Origin of the sequence: Agrobacterium sp. SOY23 (assembly GCF_027212525.1) — a bacterium.
Taxonomy (GTDB): domain Bacteria; phylum Pseudomonadota; class Alphaproteobacteria; order Rhizobiales; family Rhizobiaceae; genus Agrobacterium; species Agrobacterium tumefaciens_I.
This window is the reverse complement of record NZ_JAPWDT010000001.1, coordinates 620,888-645,126: the sequence shown is the minus strand read 5'-3', so window position 1 is coordinate 645,126 and position 24,239 is coordinate 620,888. Positions and strand designations below refer to the sequence as shown.

At 59.7% G+C, this 24,239-nt stretch carries 26 protein-coding genes; 5 read left to right on the top strand and 21 right to left on the bottom strand.

Translation table 11 applies throughout. From position 1 onward, the window contains the following. Positions 1 to 14 precede the first annotated feature (14 nt). From O3S81_RS03145 to O3S81_RS03125, 5 genes are all read right to left on the bottom strand, one after another. Positions 15 to 776 (bottom strand): ABC transporter permease, encoded by a 762-nt coding sequence (locus tag O3S81_RS03145; RefSeq protein WP_269340907.1) that lies wholly within the window; start codon positions 774 to 776, stop codon positions 15 to 17. Then, complete coding sequence (locus O3S81_RS03140; protein ID WP_269340906.1) at positions 773 to 1,699, bottom strand: ABC transporter ATP-binding protein; 927 nt, start codon at positions 1,697 to 1,699, stop codon at positions 773 to 775. Before O3S81_RS03140 ends, O3S81_RS03145 begins: the two co-directional genes overlap by 4 nt. Before the next feature lie 104 nt (positions 1,700 to 1,803). Then, the gene (locus tag O3S81_RS03135; RefSeq protein ID WP_269340905.1) at positions 1,804 to 2,625 is read right to left on the bottom strand and encodes a sulfite exporter TauE/SafE family protein; all 822 of its coding nucleotides are present in this window, start codon (positions 2,623 to 2,625) and stop codon (positions 1,804 to 1,806) included. Between the two features lie 502 nt (positions 2,626 to 3,127). Beyond that, the gene (locus O3S81_RS03130; protein ID WP_269340904.1) at positions 3,128 to 4,441 is read right to left on the bottom strand and encodes an extensin-like domain-containing protein; all 1,314 of its coding nucleotides are present in this window, start codon (positions 4,439 to 4,441) and stop codon (positions 3,128 to 3,130) included. A 401-nt stretch (positions 4,442 to 4,842) separates the two neighbouring features. Continuing rightward, positions 4,843 to 6,657 carry a methyl-accepting chemotaxis protein gene (locus O3S81_RS03125; protein ID WP_269340903.1) on the bottom strand — a complete coding sequence of 605 codons (1,815 nt, stop codon included), beginning with the start codon at positions 6,655 to 6,657 and terminating at the stop codon, positions 4,843 to 4,845. A gap of 243 nt (positions 6,658 to 6,900) precedes the next feature. Between O3S81_RS03125 and O3S81_RS03120 the strand changes: the two genes are divergently transcribed. Further along, a complete protein-coding gene (locus tag O3S81_RS03120) occupies positions 6,901 to 7,215 on the top strand; it encodes a DUF1883 domain-containing protein (protein ID WP_269340902.1) in 315 nt (104 codons plus the stop codon). Between the two features lie 114 nt (positions 7,216 to 7,329). Here O3S81_RS03120 and O3S81_RS03115 read toward each other — a convergent pair whose 3' ends face one another. Both O3S81_RS03115 and O3S81_RS03110 read right to left on the bottom strand, forming a co-directional pair. After that, positions 7,330 to 8,646 carry a replication-associated recombination protein A gene (locus tag O3S81_RS03115; RefSeq protein ID WP_269340900.1) on the bottom strand — a complete coding sequence of 439 codons (1,317 nt, stop codon included), beginning with the start codon at positions 8,644 to 8,646 and terminating at the stop codon, positions 7,330 to 7,332. Then, positions 8,643 to 10,049 carry a DegQ family serine endoprotease gene (locus tag O3S81_RS03110; RefSeq protein WP_269340899.1) on the bottom strand — a complete coding sequence of 469 codons (1,407 nt, stop codon included), beginning with the start codon at positions 10,047 to 10,049 and terminating at the stop codon, positions 8,643 to 8,645. Before O3S81_RS03110 ends, O3S81_RS03115 begins: the two co-directional genes overlap by 4 nt. Positions 10,050 to 10,222: 173 nt before the next feature. On the opposite strand from O3S81_RS03110, the gene O3S81_RS03105 reads away from it, so the two are divergent. Beyond that, positions 10,223 to 10,573: a lysozyme inhibitor LprI family protein gene (locus O3S81_RS03105; protein WP_269340898.1), complete on the top strand. Its 351-nt coding sequence runs from the start codon at positions 10,223 to 10,225 to the stop codon at positions 10,571 to 10,573. 16 nt (positions 10,574 to 10,589) lie between these two features. Here the strand turns inward: O3S81_RS03105 and O3S81_RS03100 are convergent, their stop codons facing one another. Both O3S81_RS03100 and ilvD read right to left on the bottom strand, forming a co-directional pair. Then, the gene (locus O3S81_RS03100) at positions 10,590 to 11,591 is read right to left on the bottom strand and encodes a serine hydrolase domain-containing protein (RefSeq protein ID WP_269341387.1); all 1,002 of its coding nucleotides are present in this window, start codon (positions 11,589 to 11,591) and stop codon (positions 10,590 to 10,592) included. A 453-nt stretch (positions 11,592 to 12,044) separates the two neighbouring features. Next, a complete protein-coding gene (gene ilvD, locus O3S81_RS03095) occupies positions 12,045 to 13,880 on the bottom strand; it encodes a dihydroxy-acid dehydratase (RefSeq protein WP_269340896.1) in 1,836 nt (611 codons plus the stop codon). Positions 13,881 to 14,190: 310 nt separating this feature from the next. Between ilvD and msrP the strand changes: the two genes are divergently transcribed. Continuing rightward, positions 14,191 to 15,132, top strand: coding sequence for a protein-methionine-sulfoxide reductase catalytic subunit MsrP (msrP, locus tag O3S81_RS03090; protein ID WP_269340895.1), 942 nt, complete (start codon positions 14,191 to 14,193; stop codon positions 15,130 to 15,132). Positions 15,133 to 15,134: 2 nt separating this feature from the next. Beyond that, positions 15,135 to 15,782 (top strand): protein-methionine-sulfoxide reductase heme-binding subunit MsrQ, encoded by a 648-nt coding sequence (msrQ, locus tag O3S81_RS03085; RefSeq protein ID WP_269340894.1) that lies wholly within the window; start codon positions 15,135 to 15,137, stop codon positions 15,780 to 15,782. Here the strand turns inward: msrQ and O3S81_RS03080 are convergent. Next, on the bottom strand, positions 15,736 to 16,164 hold the full coding sequence (locus O3S81_RS03080; protein ID WP_269340893.1) for a ribosomal maturation YjgA family protein: 429 nt from the start codon (positions 16,162 to 16,164) through the stop codon (positions 15,736 to 15,738). The two genes, msrQ and O3S81_RS03080, sit on opposite strands and share 47 nt — an antisense overlap. Before the next feature lie 57 nt (positions 16,165 to 16,221). On the opposite strand from O3S81_RS03080, the gene O3S81_RS03075 reads away from it, so the two are divergent. Next, positions 16,222 to 17,094 (top strand): DUF817 domain-containing protein, encoded by an 873-nt coding sequence (locus tag O3S81_RS03075; RefSeq protein ID WP_269340892.1) that lies wholly within the window; start codon positions 16,222 to 16,224, stop codon positions 17,092 to 17,094. A 161-nt stretch (positions 17,095 to 17,255) separates the two neighbouring features. On the opposite strand, the gene rplQ is transcribed toward O3S81_RS03075, so the two are convergent. The 11 genes from rplQ to rplR all read right to left on the bottom strand — a co-directional run bounded on the left by rplQ (position 17,256) and on the right by rplR (position 24,229). Then, positions 17,256 to 17,681 carry a 50S ribosomal protein L17 gene (gene rplQ, locus O3S81_RS03070; RefSeq protein WP_003521014.1) on the bottom strand — a complete coding sequence of 142 codons (426 nt, stop codon included), beginning with the start codon at positions 17,679 to 17,681 and terminating at the stop codon, positions 17,256 to 17,258. Positions 17,682 to 17,801: 120 nt separating this feature from the next. After that, complete coding sequence (locus O3S81_RS03065) at positions 17,802 to 18,812, bottom strand: DNA-directed RNA polymerase subunit alpha (RefSeq protein ID WP_003495228.1); 1,011 nt, start codon at positions 18,810 to 18,812, stop codon at positions 17,802 to 17,804. A 193-nt stretch (positions 18,813 to 19,005) separates the two neighbouring features. After that, positions 19,006 to 19,395: a 30S ribosomal protein S11 gene (gene rpsK, locus O3S81_RS03060; protein ID WP_003495225.1), complete on the bottom strand. Its 390-nt coding sequence runs from the start codon at positions 19,393 to 19,395 to the stop codon at positions 19,006 to 19,008. A 138-nt stretch (positions 19,396 to 19,533) separates the two neighbouring features. Next, positions 19,534 to 19,902, bottom strand: a complete 369-nt coding sequence (rpsM, locus tag O3S81_RS03055; protein WP_003516122.1) for a 30S ribosomal protein S13 — start codon at positions 19,900 to 19,902, stop codon at positions 19,534 to 19,536. A 303-nt stretch (positions 19,903 to 20,205) separates the two neighbouring features. Beyond that, the gene (locus O3S81_RS03050) at positions 20,206 to 20,796 is read right to left on the bottom strand and encodes an adenylate kinase (RefSeq protein WP_269340890.1); all 591 of its coding nucleotides are present in this window, start codon (positions 20,794 to 20,796) and stop codon (positions 20,206 to 20,208) included. Beyond that, positions 20,793 to 22,133 carry a preprotein translocase subunit SecY gene (gene secY, locus O3S81_RS03045; RefSeq protein ID WP_269340888.1) on the bottom strand — a complete coding sequence of 447 codons (1,341 nt, stop codon included), beginning with the start codon at positions 22,131 to 22,133 and terminating at the stop codon, positions 20,793 to 20,795. The genes O3S81_RS03050 and secY overlap by 4 nt, the downstream gene beginning before the upstream one ends. After that, on the bottom strand, positions 22,078 to 22,245 hold the full coding sequence (locus O3S81_RS03040; RefSeq protein ID WP_269340887.1) for a hypothetical protein: 168 nt from the start codon (positions 22,243 to 22,245) through the stop codon (positions 22,078 to 22,080). Before O3S81_RS03040 ends, secY begins: the two co-directional genes overlap by 56 nt. Before the next feature lie 218 nt (positions 22,246 to 22,463). Then, positions 22,464 to 22,943 (bottom strand): 50S ribosomal protein L15, encoded by a 480-nt coding sequence (gene rplO / locus O3S81_RS03035; protein WP_003521009.1) that lies wholly within the window; start codon positions 22,941 to 22,943, stop codon positions 22,464 to 22,466. 16 nt (positions 22,944 to 22,959) lie between these two features. Then, on the bottom strand, positions 22,960 to 23,166 hold the full coding sequence (rpmD, locus tag O3S81_RS03030) for a 50S ribosomal protein L30 (RefSeq protein ID WP_003495212.1): 207 nt from the start codon (positions 23,164 to 23,166) through the stop codon (positions 22,960 to 22,962). An 11-nt stretch (positions 23,167 to 23,177) separates the two neighbouring features. After that, a complete protein-coding gene (gene rpsE / locus O3S81_RS03025) occupies positions 23,178 to 23,747 on the bottom strand; it encodes a 30S ribosomal protein S5 (protein ID WP_004442585.1) in 570 nt (189 codons plus the stop codon). 119 nt (positions 23,748 to 23,866) lie between these two features. Beyond that, positions 23,867 to 24,229 (bottom strand): 50S ribosomal protein L18, encoded by a 363-nt coding sequence (rplR, locus tag O3S81_RS03020; RefSeq protein ID WP_269340884.1) that lies wholly within the window; start codon positions 24,227 to 24,229, stop codon positions 23,867 to 23,869. Positions 24,230 to 24,239 lie beyond the last annotated feature (10 nt).

Here is a 24,239-nt window from a genome sequence, read left to right as displayed (position 1 = left end):
AAACCAGCCCGCCGTCAGTTGCGCAGCCGGTAACCCGTCTTGAACATCCAGCCGACAACGCCAAGACAGAGCGCCAGGAACAGCGTGATCATCGCCAGACTGATGACGGGATTGACGTCGGCGATCTCATAAAAACTCCAGCGGAAACCACTGATGAGATAAAGCACCGGATTGAAGTGGCTCACCGTCTGCCAGAAGGGTGGCAGCATGTCGATGGAATAGAAGCTGCCGCCAAGGAAGGTCAGCGGCGGCACCACCAGCATGGGGATGAGGTTCAGCTGCTCGAAATTCGTCGCCCATATGCCGATGATGAAACCGAACAGGCTGAAGCTTACCGCCGTCAGCACGAAAAACAGGATCATCATGAACGGATGGGCAATGGTGATATCCACGAAGAAGGTGGCGGTTATCAGGATGATCGTGCCGATCATCAGCCCCTTGGTCGCCGCCGCCCCGACATAACCGGCCAGAATTTCCGTCATCGACACCGGGGCGGAGAGGATTTCATAGACCGTGCCGGTGAATTTCGGGAAATAGATACCGAAGGAACCATTGCCGATACATTGGGTCAGAAGCGTCAGCATGATCAGGCCGGGCGTTATGAAAGCGCCATAGGAAACCCCGCCAACTTCCTGAATCCGCGAACCGATCGCGGTTCCGAACACGATGAAATAAAGGGAGGTGGAAATGACCGGCGACACCACGCTCTGCAGCAGAGTGCGCCGCGTGCGCGCCATTTCGAACAGATAGATGGACTTGATGGCTTCGAAATTCATTTCTGGTCTCCGACCAGCGAAACGAAGATATCCTCAAGCGAACTCTGCCGCGTTGAAATATCCTTGAAATGGATGTTGGCGGCGGAAAGGGCTCCCAGGAGATCGGCGATGCGCCCCTGCTCGCCATTATCCTCGATTTCATAGGTGAGCGTGCAGCGATCATCCGAAAACGTCAGGCCGAAGGGCGCAAGGCTTTCCGGCAATTGCTCCACCGGCTGCGCCAACTCGAGGAAAAGCTGCTTGCGGCCGAGCTTTTTCATCAGCGCCGTCTTTTCTTCCACCAATAGCAATTCGCCGCCATTGATGACGCCCACCCGGTCGGCGATTTCTTCCGCCTCCTCGATGTAATGCGTGGTGAGAATGATGGTGACGCCCCGGGCGCGCAGATCGGAAACGACGTTCCACATGTCACGACGCAGCGCCACATCCACGCCCGCGGTCGGCTCGTCGAGGAACAGAACCTTCGGCTCGTGCGCCAGCGCCTTGGCGATCAACACACGCCGCTTCATGCCGCCGGAAAGTTCCCGCAGCATATTGTCCTTCTTGTCCCACAGCGACAGGGACTTGAGAACGCTCTCGATCAGCGCCGGGTTCTTCTTCTGCCCGTGCAGGCCGCGCGAAAAGCTGACCGTGTTCCACACGGTCTCAAACATATCCGTCGTCAGTTCCTGCGGCACGAGGCCGATGAGCGCCCGCGTCTGGCGGAAATCCTTGACCACGTCATGCCCGCCGACAAGCACCGAACCTTCGCCCGGATTGACGAGACCGCAGACAATCGAGATCAGCGTCGTCTTGCCGGCACCGTTCGGCCCCAGAAGCGCGAGGATTTCCCCCTGCCTGATATCGAGGCTGATACCCTTGAGCGCCTGAAAGCCATTTGCGTAGGATTTTGTCAGATTCCGTATCGAAACAATGGCATTCATGACGAATCTTTCGAAAAACCGAGTAAGATGCACGCCATATAGGCCGGGAAAGGCGCGATTGCCAGCCCGGCAGCCTGAACACTGCGTTCGGCAAAAAGGGAAAATCAGCCGTAGACGCTATAGAAAAACTGCGCTGCGACGAAGACGAGAAACAGCCCGAAAGCCCGCTCAAGCTGCTTCCTGCTGAGCGCATGCGCGAGCCGCGCCCCATAAGGCGCGACGAAAAGCGTGATGGGGATCAGGAGCACCACGGCAATCCAGTTGATGAAGCCGGTCGAGAACGGCGGCAGGCCCGCATCGCCCCAGCCGGCCCAGATATAGCCAAGGAGACCCGGCAGCGAAATCAGCACGCCGACGCCGGAAGAGGTGGCGACCGCCTGATGGATGGTGCGTCCGTAAAGCGTCATGAAGGTGTTATTCATCACCCCGCCGCCCACGCCCATCAGGCCGGAAAAAAGCCCGATGCCGGTTCCCACCAGAAAACGGCCCGGATTTTTCGGCAGGTCGGAACCAAGATGCCAGCTCGCCCGGTTGAAGATCATCCGGAAGGCGAGCGCCAGTGCGATGAAGGCGAAGATCAGCCGCAGGGCAATGCTGGAGGCATGGGCGGCCACCACCGATGCGAGGATGGTGCCGAGCGGCACGGCAATGATCCAGCCCTTCAGAAGATCGATATCGACGGCCCCCTTCTGACGATGCGTCAGGAACGAACGGATGGAGGTCGGCACGATGATGGCGAGCGACGTGCCGAGCGAAAGATGCATGCGCACAGCCTCCGGCACATCCAGAAGGCCGAAGACATGGTAGAAGACCGGCACCAGCACCGCGCCGCCGCCAATGCCGAACAATCCCGCCAGAAGTCCGGCCACCACACCCGCGGCCGCGAGCGCGGCGGCAAAGACCATTATCTCCGAAACAGGGGGCATGAAAGCAGGCTCCAGGGGGCCGTTGTCACAAACATGTGACGCTCATAGCGTATCAGAAAGGCGCGGCAAGCCATGTTGGCCGCAGGTCAGTACGGCGCGATGTCTTTTGCCGCATATCCGCGCCGGATAGACCACTCCGTGGGATCGTTTTCCCATTGCATGCCCTTGCAAAGACGCCGATATCCCCCCGATATGGCTGTCTTCTTCACCGGCCTTCGGGCCGGTCTTTTTTTGTGCGGTGTGACAGGCGGCTATCGAACTGGCACGCAGCTGGAGAAACATCCCCAATCTTCGTCATTCCGGCCTTCTCCCGAAATCCGCAGCCCAAGTCATCGGCAACAGGCAGATAACAAGCCGCCCTCCACATTCGACGTCATCCTCGGCCTTGTGCCGAGGATCTGCCAACCCATCGCCAATCGCGACGTCGCAGATGCTCGGGACAGGCCCGAGCATGACGGAGAAGACGCTTTCAAACTCAGTCGTCAACCTCCACCGGCACACCCTAATCGCAATGCCTGTAACCGGATTTGCGCGTGCGCAGGTCGAAGTGGAAATGGTTCCAGTGATTGGGATCGCTGCCCGGCCCAAGAACGGTCGAGAAATATTTGCAGCTGTCGGACCTCACCGCCTTCAGCAGCGCCTTTTCGCGGAAGGCGAAGAAGCTCTTCTTGCGGACGTCGATCTCCTTGCCGTTCTTCAGCGTAATGGTGCCGATATCGATGGCATTGCCGCGCGCATGTTCGGACCAGGGATTGCTGGAACGGGAGTTCATCTTGCGGCAGGAATAACCGCCCATCGGCGTGATGCGACCGACGCCCGAGAGATAGCGGAAGCGCGAGGACGGCACGAGTTCGAACTTCACCCATTTGGCGAAGGCAAGCGTGACCTGGCAATTGAGCTTCACCGCCGGGCGAATGGCGACACCGCTGGCAAGACCGCTGAGTTCGATCGGATAATCGATGCCGCAGGTCGGGCCGTCGGCAATACGGGCGACGTCGCGGAAGGCGACACCGAGGCGGCGCAATTCGCTACGGCAGGCGATTTCGGAGGATGGCATGACGCCGGGCGGCATCTGCCGGTTGCTCTGCATCCCGCCACCCGCCATCGGATCGTTCGGCATGAGCATGGCCACTTCCTCCACCGGCTGGCGGCGGGAAGAGGAACCGGGCGGTGGCGGCGGTATCAGGCGTGACTGGCTGGAGGCCGGTTGCCGGCGCGCGGGAGACATGGCCACCGGATTGTCCGTACCGATGCCATCCACCACCGGCTGCGTCGAAGCGCCCTCGGCGATCTGCGCATCCTGTTCTTCGGCAAGGCCGCGAACCGGTTCCACACCCAGCATGGAATCCATGTTCACGCCGCCCTCGCCTTCGGCGATCTGGTTGCCGGCCATCTGCTGCGCGGGCATGGTCTGGCCTTGCATGGCCTCATTCTGCATGGTTTGGCTTTGCATCGTCTGGGAAGGTATATTGGCATGGCCGCTGGCCGCCATGCGCGCCTGGTGCTGCGCGTCGAGCGTGGAATAACCCTGCCCGCCCTGCGGCGACCGCAGCAGCGGATCCTGAGAGGCGTAGGGTTCCGGCATCGGCTGCGATATGGCGGAAGGATAATCGGCGCTCTGTCCGGCCCGCTCGGCCTGATAGACGGCCCCGGCCGGTGCACTGTAACCCTGCTGCCGCGACGAGCGAATGGCGCTGACGCGCGTGGTGCCATCCACCTCCGCCGGAGGCACGAGACCCTCCGCCGAACACGACACCATGACCGTGGAAATCATCAGCAACGTCACAAGACGACGCGGAAGGGAAACATACGCCATACGAGAACCTGTACCTTCAGCGGCCGCTATCGCGGCAATACAGGACAAATTTTAAAGAAATGAGGTAAACGAAACCTTATTGGTTGCGGGAAATAACGAAATGGCCTGTCGCGCGACACTGCAGACGGAGAAGCCGAACCGAAACTCGCAAAGGCTTTGGCGATGTCCGCCAAACGAGGATTTCTGGCGAAGCCGCAACGTCCGCACTCCGTCACCCCGGAGTTGATCCGGGGTCCAGCGCGATCAAGTCCTTGATCGCAAGAGAGTCTTCTCACGGAGCAGACGCACCGCGACTGGGGGCGGCCGGATCAAGTCCGGCATGACGGAAGAACGGTTTGCATCTCGCCAATGGCAAAGGGCGCAGCCGCAGCCGCGCCCTTCACTCATCCCTGTAAATCAAATCACGCCGCCCGCGAAACCGCGCGCGCCGCACCCTGCCCCAGTTCGAAACGCGAAAGCAGCGCCCGCAGCTGCTGGCTTTCTTCGGCCAGTGTCTGGCTGGCCGCGGTCGTCTCTTCCACCATGGCAGCGTTCTGCTGGGTCATCTGGTCCATGTGGTTGACGGAGGTATTGATCTCCTGCAGGCCGGTCGCCTGTTCCCGCGCCGCCGTGGCGATGGAATTCACATGGCCTTCGACGCGGTTGACCAGCGCCACGATCTCGTCGAGCGCATCGCCGGTGGAGCGCACGAGTGCGACGCCGCCGCCCACCTCTTCCGCCGAGCGGTTGATGAGCGTCTTGATCTCCTTGGCGGCATTGGCGGAGCGTTGCGCCAGTTCACGCACTTCCTGCGCCACCACGGCAAAACCGCGCCCCGCCTCGCCCGCCCGCGCCGCCTCAACGCCGGCATTCAGCGCCAGCAGGTTGGTCTGGAAGGCGATTTCATCGATGACGGAGATGATCTGCCCGATGCGCTTCGAGGAGTCCTCGATGCGGCCCATGGCTTCAACGGCATTGCGGACGATCTCGCCCGAACGGCCTGCGCTGGTTTTCGTGTCCTGCACCATCTGCCGGGCTTCATTGGCCCGTTCGGAGGCGGTGCGCACGGTGGCGGTGATCTCGTCCAGAGCGGCCGCTGTCTCTTCCAGCGCCGCCGCCTGCTGTTCGGTCCGGCGGGAAAGATTGCCGGTCGCGCCGCTGATGTCGGAAGCGCTGTCATTGACGACATGGCCGGTTCTGGCAATCGCCTCGATCGCGCCATGCAGCGCGCCGACGGCACGATTGAAATCCACGCGCAGTTTTTCGTAATCCGCGCCGATATCCGACAGTTCGACGGTCAGATCGCCATTGGCAAGTGTCTCGAGCGCATTGCCCAGCCGCTCCATGGCATGGGCCTGCCGCTCGGATGCGGAGCGTAGAACCATCTCGTTGCCATGCCGCGCCTCCTCCAGCGCCCGCTGCTGGTCCGCCTCGCGAGCCTGCAGCGCGCTGCGCTCATTGACGCTGTCGCGCAACACCAGCAGCGTCTTGGCGATCGCGCCGATTTCATTGCGGCGGTCGGCAAACTGGATTTCGGCCTCGCCGTCACCGTCGGCAATCCGCCGCATGCTCTGGCGAATGAGATCGATCGGCCGTGTCACGCTGCGCACGACGGCGGCAGCCACACCGACCACAAGAAGGCCCGCCAGGAGACAGACACCGCCATTAAAATAGACGTCGCGCCAGAACACTGCTTCCAGGTCATCGACATAAACGCCGGTGCCGACGATCCATCCCCAGGGGGCGAAACCGGCGACATGGGAAAATTTCTCGACCGGCTCCGGCGCACCGGGTTTCGGCCAGTAATAATCGACAAAGCCCTGCCCGCCGGCCTTCACCGTATTCACGAACTCGACGAACAGCGCCTTGCCATTCGGGTCCTTGTTGGCGGTGAGGTCCGTGCCGTTCATCTCGGGCTTGATCGGATGCATCACCATTTTGGGATGCATGTCGTTGATCCAGAAATAACCGCTGCCCTTGCCATAGCGCATCGCCGCAATGGTTGTCTTGGCCTGCTGCTGCGCCGCCTCGCGCGTCAGGCTTCCGGCCTGTTCCAGCCGGTAATATTGGTCGAGAATGGCAACCGCCGTTTCGTTCATCGCCGCAAGGCCGGCTTTCCGCTCGCGCTCCATTTCATGGTAGCTCTCGAACAGGCTGAATGTCAGGGCCGCAGCCAGTATTGCCAGAAACAATGCGACGAGCGCATAAAGGCGCATAGATATCGTTACGTTTTTCATGTTCCCCCTCAACATCGCCGATTGCACTTCGACCGGGCAATGTTAAAGGCAAAAAATTTATTATTATTAAATACACATATTATACGTTGGTATTATTCCTTTGCACCCATAGATGTTCACACCTTCATTCCAGACGGCGGCGGCACGCGCGAATTTCGAGGCCGATCCACGGCATTTAAAGACAGCGTTAACCGTGCGGCCCCTATCCTCTTTGACCAAAATTACGTTACACGGAGGCGCGCGATGGCCCGGCCGAATTTTCGCTACACACATTATGACCTGAAGGAACTGCGGGCCGGCACGGTCATCGAAGTCTCACTGTCGTCCATCAACAATGTTCGGCTGATGACGGGTGCGAACTTCCAGCGCTTTACCGAATTGCTGGATTTCAAATATCTCGGCGGCGTCGCGAAAAAATCGCCGATCCGCATCGCCATTCCCGAAACGATGCACTGGCATCTGGTGATCGATGCCGAAGGTCATAGCGGTCTCGCGGAATCCTCGGTCAAGATGCTGCCCGCCCAGCCGCAGGCCGCGCCGCATCGCAAGGCATCCTGATTTCCTTTAAAAACAGTCAGTTGTCGCGACTTCGCGACTCTTTTTGCCAGCGGCTTGATTCTGTTTGTGAAGATCGATGCGCGATATGGGCTTCGGCCAAACCGCGTGACGAGGTCAGCGCGCGCCACGCTCCCGGCGCAGCTTCGCCCACCAGTCGAGACGCTTGCGGATTTCCCGCTCGAAGCCCCGGTCCGGGGGATCGTAAAAGGTCGTGCGCCCCATTTTTTCCGGGAAATAATCCTGCCCGGAAAAGGCGTCCGGCTCGTCATGGTCATAACGATAACCGTCACCGTAACCCTCACCCTTCATGAGCTTGGTCGGGGCGTTCAGAATATGTTTCGGCGGCACCAGCGAGCCGTTTTCCTTGGCCGCCCGCATCGCCGCCTTGAAGGCGGTATAGACGGCGTTCGATTTCGGGGCGGTGGCGAGGTAGACGCAGGCCTGCGCCAGCGCGAGCTCCCCTTCCGGTGAGCCGAGATAATCATAGGCATCCTTGGCGGCGTTGCAGACGGCAAGCGCCTGCGGATCGGCAAGGCCGATATCCTCCACCGCCATGCGCACCAGCCGACGGCCGATATAGAGCGGGTCTTCGCCGGCATCGAACATGCGGGCGAGATAATAAAGTGCAGCATCCGGATCCGAACCGCGCACGGACTTATGCAGCGCGGAAATGAGATTGTAATGGCCGTCCTGGCTCTTGTCATAGACCGGGGCGCGGCGCTGCACGATGCGGGTCAACCCTTCGGTATCGAAGGTCTCATCCCTGCGCGCCGCGCGCCAGACCTCTTCGGCAAGCGTCAGCACCGCGCGGCCATCGCCATCGGCCATACGGATGAGGCTTGCCCGCGCATCCTCCGTCAAGGGCAGCGGTTTCTGCTCGGCTTCCTCGGCACGTTTCAGAAGTTCGCTCAGGCTCTCCTCGTCATGCGAGCGGAAGGTCAGCACACGCGCCCGCGACAGAAGAGCGGCATTGAGTTCGAAGGACGGGTTTTCCGTGGTGGCACCAACGAGAATGATGGTGCCGTCTTCCATGACCGGCAGGAAGCTATCCTGCTGGGCGCGGTTGAAGCGATGAATCTCATCGACGAAAAGCAGCGTCTGCCGGCCATTCATCCGGCGCGTGCGCGCCGCCTCGAACACCTTCTTGAGATCGGCGACACCCGAAAAGATCGCCGAAATCTGTTCGAAGGCCAGCCCCGCCTCGCCGGAAAGCAGGCGGGCAACCGTGGTCTTGCCGGTGCCGGGCGGGCCCCAGAAGATCATCGACCCCAGGGAGCCGCTATCGATCATGCGGCGCAGAACGCCCTCTTCGCCCGTCAGATGCGGCTGCCCGCTCACCTCGGCAAGCGTCTTCGGACGCAGGCGATCGGCGAGAGGCCGCCGGTTGGCGACCTCCACGGGCACTTGCGGGGCGAAGAGATCGTCGCTCATCGCAGGAACTGCCGGATACGCTGCCCGTCACGCAGGATTTCCACGCGCCAGAAGCCGGGATTATCGTCCAGCGCCTTTTCGACCGCAGCCGTCGAGCCGATATCCGCGCCATTGAGCGACAGGATGATATCCTTCGGCTGGAAACCGACACGATACGCCGGCGAGCCGCGCTTCACGTCAACGATGACAACGCCCTTGATCTGCGACGGCATGCGCAATTCATCGGCAAGCTTCGGCGAGAGATTGGCGACACTCGCGCCGGCAAAGGGATTGCGGCCTTCGATCAGGCGCTCATCACGCGGCGCGGTTTCCGGCGCCGTATCGAGCGCGATGGTCACCTTCTTTTCCTTGCCCTTGTCCATGACCGTCAGCTCGGCGGATTTGCCGATGCCGGCCGTCGTCACGCGATAACCCAGCGCATCGGGATGCTCCACCTCGAGGCCATTAACGGCGGTCACCACCTGTCCCGGCTCGATACCCGCCTTTTCAGCCGGGCCGTCCTTGACGACGCTGACAACGAGCGCGCCACGGGCGCGATGCAGGCCGAGCGCTTCCGCGACATCGGACGTCACAGGATCGAAAGTCGCACCGATATAGGGCCGCTGGAAGCTCGGATCGCCACGCTCGGCGGCAGCCACGAAAACCCGGACCAGATTGGCTGGAATGGCAAAACCGATACCGTTGGAACCGCCACCCTTGGAAAAGATCGCGGTATTGATGCCGATCAGCTCACCCGCCATGTTCATCAGCGCACCGCCGGAATTGCCGGGATTGATGGAGGCATCTGTCTGGATGAAGAAGCCGAAATCACCCTGCGTCACCTGGTTGCGCGCGAGACCGGAGACAATGCCGCTCGTCACCGTCTGGCCGACGCCGAAGGGGTTGCCGATGGCCAGCACCAGATCACCCACCTCGATCTTGTCGGAATCGCCGAGCGACAGCACCGGGAACTGCTCCTTGGCATCGATCTGCAGCACGGCAAGATCGACCCGGTCGTCCTTCAGCAGAACCTTGGAGGAAAACTCACGGCCATCCGCCAGCGCCACCTTGATGTCATCAGCGCCATCAATGACGTGATTGTTGGTCACCACGAGGCCGCCAGCCGTCACGATCACGCCCGAACCGAGCGACGACTGTTTTTCCGTGCGGTTCGGCATCTGCTGGCCGAAAAACTGCTCGAAGAAGGGATCGCCGGCAAAGGGCGAAAGGCGCCGCTGTACCACGCGCTCGGCATAGACATTCACCACAGCACCTGCGGTGCGCTTCACCAGCGGCGCGAAGGAAAGCTGCATTTCCGTGTGGCTTGCCGGCACGGTCTTGTTGTCCTGCGCCGCAGCCCCCACGGGTAAGAGAACGAGCGCGGCGAGAAAGCCGGTGGACAGATACTTCAACACGCTTCGCATGTGATTCCTCATCGTCATCAGTATGATGGAGTTATAACGCCAAAGCCTGTAAAGCAAAGAGCGGCAAGATGATGGCCAAGCTTTTCCAGGCGGGGATCGGTTCACGCAATTGGAACCAACGGCGCCCCTTTCTGGTTTCACCGGCATCCGACTGTCCTTAAAAGAGACGATCCATGCATCTGAAACCAAGCCTCCTCGCCGCAGCCACCCTCCTCGCCTCCTCCTTCGTTACACCGGCCAGCGCGGCAAGCTTCGATTGCAGCAAACCTGATCTGGCGGCCGACGAAAAGGCGATCTGCGACAACCGCGCGCTGAACGACCAGGATGTGAAGATGGCCACCACCTTCGATATCCTCACCCAGCTGATGGCCATGGGCGCGCGCGATACGCTGCGCGACGAGCAGAGCCGATGGCTGAAGAAACGCCAGGAATGCGCAGCCGACGTGGCCTGCCTGACGGGTGCCTATGAGGAACGGATGAAGAAACTCGGCGAAGCCTTCCAGAGCATCAACCGCCCGCTCTGATCTCTACCGCCTGCCCTCACACCGCACGGATGATGTTTTCCATAAGCCCATGCAGCTGGTCGCGATAACCGGTTCTGGCCGAAGGCGCGTCCTCGCGGGAGGTCATGACCACGGAAAGCCGTCTGGCGGGAACAATATAGAGCATCTGCCCGCCATAACCCCAGGCGTAATAGACCGTTTCACCCGCCATTTCCTTGATGAACCAGCAATAACCGTAACCATCGCCATTAAAGACGGAATTGGTGCGCTGCTGCCAGGACTGGCTGATCCATTCCTGTGAGATCAGCCGCTCACCCTCAGGCGTTACGCCGCCAAGACGATAAAGCTCGCCGAAAGCCAGCAGGGAACGCGCCGTCATCGCCATCTGGTTGCCGCCGAGATAGATACCCTGCGGATCGCGCTCCCAGCCGCCGATGGAAAATCCCTCGAGCGGGCGGAACCAGTCTCGGGCGAGAGAAAGCGTCGAGCGGCCCGATGCCTTGGTCAATATCGCCGAGAGCAGATGTGTAGATGCCGTGGAATAGAGCATGCCGCCGCCGGGCTCCCCGGCAAAACCGGAATCCAGCGCCATTCTCACCCAGTTGCGGCTGGCAACCCAGCGTCCATAATTCGGGCCGGACATGCGCTCCAGACCGGATTGCATGGACAGGAGATTGCCGATGGTGATCCGCTCCAGCCGAGGATCGGGATTTGGCGGAAAATCACTGCGCAGAATAGTGGCGATCGGCTGGTCTGCACCCGTAATGATCCTGCGATCGATCGCCATGCCCACCAGCGCCGAAATGACCGATTTCGAGGCCGACTTGATATTGGTGGAGCCATTGAGGCTGGCGCCATGATAGGCGCGGCTCGCAACCTCTTCGCCATCGATGCTGACAATCACCGCCTTGAGGCTGGAAAGCGCATCCGCCTGCCTTAGCAACGGATCGAAACGGATATTGTTGCCGGCGCTCTGCGCCTGGGCAAGCCGGGCAAGAGGCAGCGACGCGATGAGGGCGAGTGCGGTTCGTCTTTTCATGGTGATGAAGTTAGGCATCCCAGCGTTCTGGAAAAGAGCCGCTGGACGAACATCACTCCAATGTGACTGCGGGATAGGAAACAGCCTGCAAGTAGATTCGCATTTACGATGGAAAAACAAAATGTTGAAGGCAGTCGAAGAATCATCCTGTGAGGCAATTGAATCTGTTTGTGAGCTGAGTTGCATCATCTGGTGCAGACAGCAAAAAGCCGCCCCAGAGGGCGGCTCAAGTTGAAGACGAGGTGCGAAGCTCTCTCCTCCGTCCTGCCGGACTGATCCGGCAACCAGCCACGGCGCGTCTGCGCCGTGAGAGGAGTCTCATGCGATCAAAGACTTGATCGCGCTGGACCCCGGATCAAGTCCGGGGTGACGAGGCGTGCTTGTTGTCGCTCTGCGACACTTCGAGAAGAAAGCTGCCCACCTGGGGCAACCCCACCCCATTCTGCGACAGGATTACTCCGGCAGAATCCGCACAGCACCCTTGTCGGCGCTGGACGCAAAGGCCGCATAGGCCTTCAGTGCCGTCGTGACATTGCGCTTGCGCGGTGCTTCCGGCTTCCAGCCCAGCTCTTCCTGCTCGGCGCGGCGCGACGCCAGTTCCGCATCGGAGACCTTCAGGTTGATGGTGCGGTTCGGAATGTCGATCTCGATCAGGTCACCCTGACGCACGAGGCCGATGGCACCGCCCTGTGCCGCTTCCGGCGAGGCGTGACCGATGGAGAGGCCTGATGTGCCACCGGAGAAGCGACCGTCGGTGATCAGCGCGCAGGCTTTGCCGAGGCCCTTGGACTTGAGGTAGCTGGTCGGATAGAGCATTTCCTGCATGCCCGGTCCGCCCTTCGGCCCTTCATAACGGATGACGACGACGTCGCCCGCCTTGACCTCGTTGCCGAGAATGCCCTTCACGGCCGCGTCCTGGCTTTCGTAAACAACCGCCGGACCGGTGAATTTCAGGATGGATTCATCGACACCCGCAGTCTTCACGATGCAGCCGTCGAGCGCGATGTTACCGTAAAGCACGGCCAGACCACCATCCTTGGAGAAAGGCTTTTCGACCGAGCGGATAACGCCGTTTTCGCCGTCCGTATCGAGATCGTCCCAGCGCGAGGACTGGCTGAAGGCCACCTGCGTCGGCACGCCGCCGGGAGCAGCCTTGAAGAACTGCCGCACCGTTTCGCTGTTGGTGCGGGTGATGTCCCAACGGTCGATGGCGTCGCCCAGCGTCGCTTCGTGCACCGTATAGGTATCGCGGTTGATGAGGCCACCGCGCTCAAGCTCACCCAGAATGCGCATGATGCCGCCGGCGCGGTGAACGTCTTCCATATGCACATCCTGCTTGGCAGGCGCGACCTTGGAAAGGCAGGGAACCTTGCGGGAAAGACGGTCGATGTCTTCCATGCCGAAATCGACGCCGCCCTCATGGGCTGCCGCCAGAATATGCAGAACCGTGTTGGTGGAGCCGCCCATGGCGATATCCAGCGACATGGCGTTTTCGAACGCCGCCTTGTTGGCGATGGTGCGCGGCAGAACGGTTTCGTCATCCTGCTCGTAATAACGGCGAGCGAGATCGACGATCAGGTGACCGGCTTCAACGAACAGGCGCTTGCGATCCGAGTGGGTGGCAAGCGTCGAGCCGTTGCCGGGCAAGGACAGGCCAAGCGCCTCGGTCAGACAGTTCATGGAATTGGCGGTGAACATGCCGGAACAGGAACCACAGGTCGGGCAGGCAGAGCGCTCGATGACCTTGACGTCCTCGTCGGAAATCTTGTCGTCAGCGGCAGCCACCATCGCGTCGACCAGATCGAGCGCGACCGTCTTGCCATGCAGAACGACCTTGCCCGCTTCCATCGGACCACCGGATACGAAGACCGCGGGAATGTTGAGGCGCATGGCCGCATTCAGCATGCCGGGCGTGATCTTGTCGCAGTTGGAAATGCAAACCATCGCATCGGCGCAATGGGCATTGACCATATATTCCACCGAATCCGCGATGATCTCGCGCGACGGCAGCGAATAAAGCATGCCGTCATGGCCCATGGCGATACCGTCATCAACCGCGATGGTGTTGAATTCCTTGGCAACACCGCCGGCCGCCTCGATTTCGCGAGCGACCAGCTGGCCGAGATCTTTCAGGTGCACATGGCCCGGCACGAACTGCGTGAAGGAATTGACCACCGCGATGATCGGCTTGCCGAAATCGCTGTCCTTCATGCCGGTGGCGCGCCAAAGGCCGCGCGCGCCCGCCATGTTGCGGCCGTGGGTTGTCGTTCTGGAGCGATAGGCTGGCATGGTGTTTTCCTCGATCTCTGGCGAAGAGCGCATTCCGCAAACGCGGTAAAAATAGCTCCTGCCCTATTTTGCGGTTTTTCTAGCGCAAACCGCAAGCCCTGTCACTGTCACCTTGGGGCAAAACAGTACGGTTCGGTACGGTACGCTTTCTATTCGGCACCATCGGCAGAGGACACGCCATCACAAATGCGCGATTACCACCTGTTCAGCGTTGTTTTTCCGCAGAGCGCTGAAACATATCTGTGCAGCGACCGTATTGGCTATCATAATCGATTTATCGCCGATGCACCCGGCTTTTGTGGAGGTTTTTATGCCCGCCTATCGTCCGCCCCATATCGCGTCTTCAGAGATAACGCCCAAATCCTTTTATCTGTCCCGACGCAACTTCCTCGGAACGGCGGCAGGCCTTGCTGCCATAGGACTGGCAGGACGCGAGGCCATTGCCGCGCCGCTCTCCGCCAAGGCCGGTGCCTATAAGCTGGATGACAAGCTCACCCCGCTCGATGCCGTCACCAGCTACAATAATTTCTACGAATTCGGCGTCGGAAAATCCGATCCGAAGGAGTACTCCGGCAAGTTCAAACCGACGCCGTGGACGGTGAAGGTGGATGGTCTCGTTTCCAAACCGCAGGAATTCGGCATCGAAGAACTGATGAAATATCCGCTGGAGGAACGCACCTATCGCATGCGCTGCGTCGAAGGCTGGTCGATGGTCATTCCGTGGATCGGTTTTCCGCTCGCCACACTGCTCGACAAGGTGGAGCCGCTGGGCAGCGCAAAATACGTTTCCTTCGAGACGGTGGTGCGGCCGGACGAAATGCCGGGCCAGAGCGGCCTTTTCCAGCCTCTGTCATGGCCCTATGTCGAAGGCCTGCGTCTTGATGAAGCACGTCATCCGCTCACCATCCTCGCCGTCGGGCTTTATGGCGAGACCCTGCCAAACCAGAACGGCGCGCCGATCCGGCTTGTCGTGCCGTGGAAATACGGTTTTAAGGGCATCAAATCCATCGTCCGCATTTCGCTCACCGAAAAACAACCGGAAACGACCTGGAAAAACTCCAATGCCCGCGAATATGGCTTCTATTCCAACGTCAATCCGCATGTGGACCATCCGCGCTGGAGCCAGGCGACGGAACAGCGTATCGGCGAAGGCGGCTTTTTCGGCACGGAGAACCGCCCTACCCTGATGTTCAACGGTTATGACGAGGTGGCGAGCCTTTATGCCGGCATGGATCTGAAGGCGAATTATTGACCATGGCCTTTGCCCTGCCCCTTCCCACGCTGCCGAAGCGTTACCAGCCGACAGCCATCTGGTCGCTTTATGTGCTCGGCCTCTGTCCGGGCGTCTGGTATTTCTACCTCGCCGCAACCGGTGGCCTCGGCTTCAACCCGGTCAAGGATTTCGAGCACCTGCTCGGCATCTGGGCCCTGCGCTTCCTGTGCCTCGGACTGCTGGTAACGCCGCTGCGCGATCTCCTCAACATCAACCTCATCGCCTATCGCCGGGCGCTGGGGCTGATCGCCTTTTATTATGTGCTCGCCCATTTCACCGTCTATCTGGTGCTGGATCGCGGCCTGATGCTGGGCTCCATCGCCGGCGATATTCTGAAGCGCCCCTATATCATGTTCGGCATGGCGGGCCTTCTCATGCTCATTCCGCTGGCGCTTACCTCTAACCGCTGGTCCATCCGCAAGCTCGGTAGTCGCTGGAACACACTGCACAAGCTCGTTTATCTCGTCCTCATCGTCGGCGTGCTGCATTTCGTGCTGGCCCGGAAATCGATCACGCTGGAGCCGGTGTTTTATATCAGCACCATGGTTGTCTTGCTGGGCTATCGGCTGGTGCGGCCGACGATCATGACGATGAAGAGGAATAAGCGCGCAAGGCCCGTCCGGACGTAAAGGACGCCACCGCGATCCCGCCGATATAACAGACGATATTCCACACGGAAAAAACGCGGCCGAGCAGCAAAGCTCCGGACGCCGTTGCGCGAAACGCATCCAGCGCCGGGAAATGAACGAGCCGGATCAATTCCACGACGACAACGACAATGACGGCGATGTGAACCTCATAGCCGTGCCAGCGGGACGGAAGAATGGCCGCCAGCAGCAGATAGACCATCGCCCCCCAGAGCACGGATCCGCCGTATTTTACCGCCACGAACGGCAATCCCACCTCGTAGCCGAACGCCCGCAGGCAAAGGCCGCCAATGATCACCGTCACGGCCGCCGCCAAAAGCCGGATGCGGGCAAAATAAGGCGGGGAAAGGCGTGACGGACCCATGCGAGTTCCTTCCGGTTTTCGTATGAAAATCTAACGGATGCAAATCGAGGCGCGAACATGAGCACAGCAACAGGTACAGCCGCAACCCGCCTCTCGGTTTTGGACGATCTTCTGTGCGATACCTATCCCTGGGGCGAACTCAAGGGCATCAGGCGCTTCATCGTCGAATTTCTCTATTTCGGCATCAAGGAAGCTCGTGCCTGCCTGTTTGCGGGACTGTTCTTCATCTCCATCTTCGTGGTGCCACATGCCGGACTATTTGGCATTCCGCGTTATGACGTGCTGCTGATCATCGCTCTCGGCATCCAGTCCTTCATGATCTGGAGCAGGCTGGAAACGCTGGATGAGGCCAAGGCCATCCTGCTGTTCCATATCGTCGGTTTCGCGCTGGAGGTGTTCAAGACGTCAGGCGCCATCCAGTCATGGTCCTATCCCGACTTCGCCTATAGCAAGGTCCTCGGTGTACCGCTCTTTTCCGGCTTCATGTATGCCGCCGTCGGCAGCTACATCATCCAGGCGTGGCGTTTGCTGGATGTGCGCATTCGCCACTATCCCACCTATTGGATGGCGACGCTGATCGGCATCGCCATCTATGCCAACTTCTTCACCCACCACTTCATCGGTGATTACCGCTGGTACATCGCCGCCTGCGCCATCGGTCTCTATTCCCGCGCAACGGTGGTGTATCGCCCCTACGATCGGGATCGGAAGATGCCGCTTCTCCTCTCCTTCATCCTGATCGGCTTTTTCGTCTGGCTGGCGGAGAATATCTCCACCTTCTTCGGCATCTGGAAATATCCCGATCAGATCGGCGCCTGGTCCGTGGTGCATATCGGGAAATGGAGTTCATGGTCGCTGCTGGTCATCATGACGTTTACAATCGTCGCGCAACTCAAGCACATCAAGGCCCGTATTCACGTTCCGGAGTAAGAGAAGCAAAGCTTCAGCCGAGCATCTGATCTGGCAGGCGCCAAAGGCTTTGCAGAGGCAGCACCCTCGCCTGCTCGATTTCCCAAAACCCAAACGCAAAAAAGCCGGGTGATCTCTCACCCGGCTTTTTAATTCACGACGCCTGGAAAAGGCGTCAGACCTTATGCGGCTTCGGCAGCAGCAGCTTCAGCGGCAACGCGAGCCTTGTCGGCTGCGCCCTTGGCGTCAACGTCGCGCTCGACGAATTCGATGACGGCGAGAGCGGCATTGTCGCCCTGGCGGAAGCCGGCCTTCATGATACGCAGGTAGCCGCCGTTGCGGTTTGCGTAACGGGCTGCGATCGCGTCGAACAGCTTGCGAACGGCATCCTGATCCTTGATCTGCGAAATCGCCTGACGACGAGCGTGCAGGTCGCCGCGCTTGCCGAGGGTGACGAGCTTCTCAACGATCGGGCGAATTTCCTTCGCCTTCGGAAGCGTGGTGACGATCTGCTCATGGGTGATGAGCGAAGCAGCCATGTTGGCAAACATTGCCTTGCGGTGGCTGGCGGTTCTATTGAGCTTGCGGCCTGAATTACCGTGGCGCATTGCTATTCTCCTTCTACGCAGGTTCCTTCTCTAAGGCCTGCCGTTTCCTGGCACATGCAGATGACTTATCTGCTGTTTGACGGGGAAAGGCAGTCTTTAAAGGGTCTGCCTTTTTGATTGTTAGTACTGGTCTTCGTAACGCTTTGCGAGATCTTCGATGTTCTCAGGCGGCCATGCCGGCACTTCCATGCCGAGGTGCAGACCCATGGAAGCGAGAACTTCCTTGATTTCGTTCAGCGACTTGCGACCAAAGTTCGGCGTGCGGAGCATTTCGGCTTCGGTCTTCTGGATCAGGTCGCCGATATAAACGATGTTGTCGTTCTTCAGGCAGTTTGCCGAACGAACGGACAGTTCGAGCTCGTCGACCTTCTTGAGAAGCGCCGGGTTGAACGCGAGTTCGGTAACCGATTCTTCTTCTGCTTCCTTCTGCGGCTCGTCGAAGTTGACGAAGACGCCCAGCTGGTCCTGGAGAATGCGAGCGGCGAAGGCAACGGCGTCTTCGCCGGAAACCGAACCGTTGGTCTCGATCGTCATGATCAGCTTGTCATAGTCAAGAACCTGACCTTCACGGGTGTTTTCCACCTTGTAGGACACTTTCTTGACCGGAGAATAGAGGCTGTCCACCGGAATGAGGCCGATCGGGGCATCTTCCGCGCGGTTGCGCTCAGCCGGTACGTAACCCTTGCCGTTGTTGACGGTGAATTCCATGCGGATTTCAGCGCCATCGTCCAGCGTGCAGATCACGTGGTCGGGGTTCAGGATCTCGATGTCGCCAACCGTCTGGATGTCACCAGCGGTTACGGCACCCGGACCCTGCTTGCGCACGACCATGCGCTTGGAATCATCGCCGTCCATCTTGATGGCGATTTCCTTGATGTTGAGCACGATATCCGTCACATCTTCCCGAACGCCGGGGATGGAGGAGAATTCGTGCAGGACACCGTCGATCTGCACGGCCGTTACAGCGGCACCACGCAGAGAAGACAACAGAACGCGACGCAGCGCGTTGCCGAGGGTAAGACCGAAACCACGTTCCAGCGGCTCGGCAACCAGAGTTGCCTTGGTGCGGCTGGACGAGGTGAACTCGACCTTGTTCGGCTTGATAAGTTCCTGCCAGTTCTTCTGAATCATCTTTAAACCTTCCGTTCGCCGCCACCATCCAATCGTGACGGACCGAGCATGAAAACACCGAGAGGAACCTTAAGCCGGTTCATCGGTGGGTTCTTGAGCGCAAGTCCGTCGATCGAAATCGACGCGCACACGCCAGATACACGAAAATTCCGCCAGACCTGAGGTAAGGCGGAATTTCCGAACCACGGTCGCGTCAGACGCGGCGCTTCTTGCGCGGACGGCAACCGTTGTGCGGGATCGGCGTCACGTCGCGAATGGAGGTGATCATGAAACCGGCAGCCTGCAGAGCGCGAAGTGCCGATTCACGGCCGGAACCCGGACCGCAAACTTCAACTTCAAGCGACTTCATGCCGTGTTCCTGAGCCTTCTTCGCGCAATCTTCAGCAGCGATCTGGGCAGCGAACGGGGTCGACTTACGCGAACCCTTGAAGCCCTTGGCACCAGCGGACGACCAGGCAATAGCATTGCCCTGTGCGTCGGTGATGGTGATCATCGTGTTGTTGAAGGTCGAATTGACGTGCGCGACGCCAGACGTGATATTTTTGCGTTCGCGACGACGGACGCGTGCGGCTTCCTTGGCCATTTTATACCTTTCATTGATCTCTTCACCGCCGTAACACCAGCGGCTACACCGGCAATCAGCCCGTGACCGAGCTTTTCGCCAAACTCAGAAAGGCTGGCGCGGACTGCACCAGCCTCCCCTTTCCGGAGAACCGGAAAATTACTTCTTCTTACCAGCGATAGCCTTCGCCGGACCCTTGCGGGTGCGAGCGTTGGTGTGCGTGCGCTGACCGCGGACCGGAAGGCCACGACGGTGACGCAGGCCGCGGTAGCAACCGAGGTCCATCAGACGCTTGATGTTCATCGAGGTCTCACGACGCAGGTCACCTTCGACCTGGTAGTCGCGGTCGATGGCTTCGCGGATCTGAAGAACTTCAGCATCCGTCAGCTGATGAACGCGCTTGTCAGCCGGAAGACCGACCTTGTCCATGATTTCCTGCGCGAATTTCGGACCAATCCCGTGAATGTAGGTCAGCGCAATAACAACGCGCTTCGCAGTCGGGATGTTGACGCCAGCGATACGTGCCACGTCTTTTCTCCTTGGTTCCAGTTGCCATCCGGCAAGTGGTGATTCCATTTGAGCGGCCGACAAGACCGCCAGTTCAAATTGGTGTCCGTGACAAGTCAAAACGACCGAACCCGGATCTCCCTTCCCTAAGGGAAATCCGCGCCAGTCGCTTGGGATGTCGCGAGTTGGCGCGGTGTTTAACGGAATCAGCGCAAAAAAGCAACCGGCTCCGCCAAGATTCTTTTGCGATCCAGAGGATCTGCCGCCATGCGCAAGCGCGATATGGGCAAGAACGCAACAGCGCCTGCCCATCCGCTCCGTCGATCAGGCAGAGGCTTTCTCGAGAACGCGCTCGATAGCCTCGGTGACAGCATCGACATCGGCCATGCCATCCAGCGTCACAAGCTCGCCCTGCTCGCTGTAATAGGCCGACAGCGGCGCGGTCTTCTCGCGATATTCCGTCAGGCGCTTGCGGAAGGCTTCCGGATTGTCATCCGAACGAACCGTGCCGCCGGCGGCAATGGTTTCAGCCACGCGGTTTTCGATTCGGCGAATCAGCGCCTCCTCATCCACCTTCAGCTCGATGACGGCATCAAGGACCAGATTCTTCTTGCGCATATTGTCGGCAAGCGCCTTGGCCTGCGGAACGGTGCGCGGATAGCCGTCGAGAATAAAGCCCTTGGCACAGTCAGCTGCTTCGATACGTTCGGAAACGATCTGATTGACGATATCGTCGGAAACGAGCCCGCCGGCATCCATGACGGCCTTGGCGCGCTTGCCGATTTCGGTGCCCGCGCTGACCGCAGCGCGCAGCATGTCACCGGTGGAAAGCTGCGGGATCCCGTACTTGTCCGTCAGCCGCTTGGCCTGGGTTCCCTTGCCCGCACCCGGCGGACCCAAAAATATCAGTCTCATCGTCCCCTCTTTCCTCCACGCAACTTCGACTTCTTGATCAGACCTTCATACTGCTGGGCGATCAGGTGACCCTGAATCTGCGCAACCGTATCCAGAGTTACACTGACGACGATCAAAAGCGAAGTACCACCAAGGGCTAATGGAATGCCCGTACGTGCGATAAGTGTCTCAGGAAGGATACAGACGAAGACCAGATAAATCGCGCCGACCACGGTGATGCGGGTCAGGACGTAATCGATGTACTCCGCAGTGCGCTCACCCGGACGGATGCCCGGAATGAAGCCGCCATGCTTCTTGAGATTGTCAGCCGTATCCTTCGGATTGAACACGATCGCCGTGTAGAAGAATGCGAAGAACGCGATCAGCAGGCCGTAGAGCGCCATGAACAGCGGCTGGCCGTGCTGAAGCGACGCGATGATCGAGGTCGCCCAGGTCGGCAGGTTGGTGTTGCCGGCAAAACCCGCAGCCGTTGCCGGCAGGAGCAGCAGCGACGATGCGAAGATCGCGGGAATGACGCCGGCCGTGTTGAGCTTCAGCGGCAGATGCGAGGTATCGCCCTGGAACATCCGGTTGCCGACCTGTCGCTTCGGATATTGTATCAGGAGGCGGCGCTGGGCGCGCTCCACGAAGACGATGAGGCCAATGACGCCGATGGCGACGATGACAACCATCAGGATGAGCGGGGTAGACAGCGCACCGGTGCGGCCAAGTTCCAGCGTTCCGGCCAGAGCCTTGGGCAGGCCGGCGGCGATGCCCGCGAAGATGATCAGCGAAATACCGTTGCCGATACCGCGCGACGTGATCTGTTCGCCAAGCCACATCAGGAACATCGTGCCGCCGAGCAGCGTAATGACGGTGGAAATGCGGAAGAACATGCCCGGATCGACCACGAGACCGTTGCCGCTTTCAAGGCCGACCGCAATGCCATAGGCCTGCAGTGTGCCGAGCAGCACCGTGCCGTAGCGGGTGTACTGGTTGATGATCTTGCGGCCGGCTTCGCCTTCCTTCTTCAACGCTTCGAGCGAGGGCACGACCGAGGTCATGAGCTGCACGATGATCGAAGCGGAGATGTAAGGCATGATGCCGAGGGCGAAGATCGCCATGCGCTCGACGGCGCCGCCCGCAAACATGTTGAAAAGACCGAGAATACCGTTGGCCTGGCCACGGAAGGCCTGCGCATAGGCTTCGGGGTTCAGGCCCGGAAGCGGAATATGGGTGCCGAGACGGTAGACGAGAAGTGCGGCAAGAGTAAACCAGAGACGCTTTTTCAGATCCTCCGCCTTAGCGAAGGTCGAAAAATTCAGGTTCGAAGCCAGTTGTTCCGCTGCTGAAGCCATAAATTTCTCCGAATGACCCTTGCCAGCCAGCAACACCGGCCAATGCGGAAAGGTCTAAAAGATACTGGTCAAAACCGGGCTTCGGACGAATGCGGCTCTTGGCCGCCATCATGCCTCACCCTGTTTTTTATGTCCTATCCCCTCCCCTACGGAAGTTCAAGAACTGTGAGGCTCTCCCTGCAGCACTTTCTGCCGCAAGCGGGGCCTTGAAAGCACACCGCGAAGAGATTGCCCTGATGCTCTATAAATCGATTTAGATCGAAAGCACCAGTGGCCAGGGAGCGCAAACGCCCGGAGCGACATGCGCACCGGGCGTCTGAAGTCTATATATTACTCGGCGGCTTCTGCTGCAACTGCGAGAAGCTTGATCGAACCGCCAGCCTTTTCGATCTTTTCGATTGCGGGCTTGGAAGCACCGGCAACTTCGAAAGCGACCTTGGCCTTCAGCTCGCCGTCGGCGAGAATGCGTACGCCGTCCTTGGCGCGGCGGATAACGCCGGCAGCCTTGAGAGCAGCGGCATCGATCGTTGCGGAAGCGTCAAGCTTCTTGGCGTCGATGGCGGTCTGAATGCGGCCGAGCGATACGACAACATATTCGGAAGCGAAGATGTTGTTGAAACCGCGCTTCGGCAGACGACGGTAGATGGGCATCTGACCGCCTTCGAAGCCGTTGATGGCGACGCCCGAACGAGCCTTCTGACCCTTCACACCGCGACCACCGGTCTTGCCCTTGCCGGAACCGATACCGCGACCTACGCGGATACGATCCTTGGAGGCGCCTTCGTTATCTCTGATTTCATTGAGTTTCATGATAGGTTACTCCGTCTCACTTCTCGTCAACGACGCGAACGAGATGCTGGACCGCACGGATCATGCCGCGAACCGCAGGAGTATCTTCCAGGGTGCGCTGACGATGCATCTTGTTGAGACCCAGACCGACCAGCGTCTGACGCTGGATTGCCGGGCGGCGAATAGGGCTGCCGATCTGTTCGACCGTGACAGTCTTCTTGGCTTCAGTAGTTTTCTTGGCCATGATCCAGCTCCTTATTCTTCAGAAGCGTTGCCGGAAGCGGCACGACGAGCCTGAAGGGTCGCATACTTGAGGCCACGCTGTGCAGCGATGTCCTTCGGATGAACCTGATGCTTCAGAGCGTCGAACGTGGCGCGAACCATGTTGTACGGGTTCGACGAACCGGTCGACTTCGCAACAACGTCATGAACGCCGAGCGTTTCGAAAACGGCGCGCATCGGACCACCGGCGATGATACCGGTACCGGCCTTGGCCGAACGCAGCAGAACCTTGCCTGCGCCGTGACGGCCATTGACGTCGTGGTGCAGAGTGCGGCCATCGCGCAGCGGAACGAAGATCAGATCGCGCTTTGCGCTTTCGGTTGCCTTGCGGATAGCTTCCGGAACTTCACGAGCCTTGCCGTGACCGAAGCCAACGCGGCCCTTCTGGTCGCCAACGACGACGAGAGCGGCAAAGCCGAAGCGACGGCCACCCTTAACAACCTTTGCAACGCGGTTGATCGCGACCAGCTTGTCGACGAATTCGCTATCGCGCTCTTCGCGGTTCTGACGCTCTTCGCGGGAACCTCTTTTATCCTGTGCCATTGTCCTTGTCCTTTTTCTTTTGCGGGTGGAACGGCAAACGAAAAGACCAGCGGCCTCGATGAAGAGATCCGCATGGTCCGGTGAAATTCCGCCCGGATCATTGTCCGGGCGGAAAAAAATCAGAAGTTCAGACCGCCTTCGCGGGCAGCGTCTGCCAGGGCCTTGATGCGGCCATGATAGATGAACGCGCCACGGTCGAATACGACATCCTTGACGCCAGCCTTGACGCCGCGCTCGGCAACCAGCTTGCCGACAACGGATGCTGCTGCAACGTCGGCGCCAGTCTTGAGCGAGCCGCGCAGATCGGCTTCGAGCGTGGAGGCAGACGCAAGCGTCTTGCCAGCAACGTCATCGATGATCTGGGCGTAGATGTTCTTCGACGAGCGATGAACCGACAGGCGCGGGCGGCCGTTGGCAACCGCCTTGATCTGGCGGCGCACACGGCTCGCGCGACGTGCAAGTGCTTCTTTCCTGCTAGCCATTTCGCGTGAT